The sequence below is a fragment of the Streptomyces sp. SID9727 genome (assembly GCF_010550605.1).
Classification (GTDB): domain Bacteria; phylum Actinomycetota; class Actinomycetes; order Streptomycetales; family Streptomycetaceae; genus Streptomyces.
Map to the genome: position 1 here is coordinate 1 of NZ_JAAGNI010000430.1, position 1,069 is coordinate 1,069.

The 1,069-nt window shown below is 77.1% G+C and carries 1 protein-coding gene and 1 pseudogene; one reads left to right on the forward strand and one right to left on the reverse strand.

The annotated features are described in order from the left end of the window. A pseudogene (locus tag G3I41_RS29660) lies at positions 1–287 on the forward strand (AMP-dependent synthetase); the annotation flags it as partial. A 56-nt stretch (positions 288–343) separates the two neighbouring features. On the opposite strand, the gene G3I41_RS29665 reads toward G3I41_RS29660, so the two are convergent. Continuing rightward, the coding region (locus G3I41_RS29665) for a beta-ketoacyl synthase N-terminal-like domain-containing protein (protein ID WP_275408459.1) at positions 344–1,069 on the reverse strand (726 nt) is incomplete at its 5' end.

Sequence of the window (1,069 nt, forward strand, 5' to 3'; positions counted from 1 at the left end):
GCCTGGAGGGCCGGCTGCACGAGCTGGGCGTCACCGAGCGCCGGGCGGCCGTGCTGCTGGGCTTCCGCGACGGCGTCGCGACGGCCGCCGTGGTCATGGAGGGCGCGAAGCCGGAGTGGGACGCGGTCGCCCGTGAGGTCGTCACGGAGTCGCTGCCCGACGCGGAGCTGCTGCTCGTCCACGTCCGCCGCAGCGGACTGGCGGTCACGTCGAGCGGCAAGCCGCGCCGCCGGCTGATGTGGAAGCAGCTGTGCGACGGCACGCTCGCGGACACGGCGGCGGTCTGACCCGTACGCGTACGAGAGGGGGGCCGGTCACCGACCGGCCCCCCTCTCGCGTGCCGTCAGGCGCGGAACGCCAGCACCACGTTGTGGCCGCCGAAGCCCGCCGCGTTGGAGAGGGCCGCGAGGTCGCCGGCCGGCAGGGCGCGGGGCACGGTGCGGACCACGTCCAGGGCTATGGCGTCGTCCAGGTCGGCCAGGTTCGCGACGGGCGGGACCGTGCGGTCGCGCAGGGACAGCACGGCGGCGAGCGCGCCCAGCGCCCCGGAGCCGCCGATCAGGTGCCCCGCGGCCGACTTGACGGCCGAGACGGCGTAACCGGACTCCCCCAGTACGTGGTTGAGCGCGCGGCTCTCCGCGATGTCGCCCTGCGGGGTCGACGTGGCGTGGGCGCTGACGTGGGCCACGTCCGCCGGGGTCAGGGCGGCGTCCGCGAGTGCCTTGCGCAGGGCGCTCGCCAGGCCGAGGCCGTCCGGCTGGGGCCGCACCATGTGGTGGGCGTCCGCGCTCACCCCGGCCCCCGCCAGCTCGCAGTAGACCCGGGCGCCCCGGGCGCGGGCGTGCGCGGCGGACTCCAGGACGAGGACGGCGGCGCCCTCGCCGAGGACGAACCCGTCCCGCTGCTTGTCGTAGGGGCGGGAGGCTCCCGCCGGGTCGTCGTTGCGCCGGGAGACCGCGTGCATCGAGGCGAACGCGGTGAGCGTCAGCGGGCCGATGACGGCCTCGCCGCCGCCGACCGCGACCACGTCGGCGCGGCCGAGCCGGATCATGTCCAGGCCCGCCGCGAC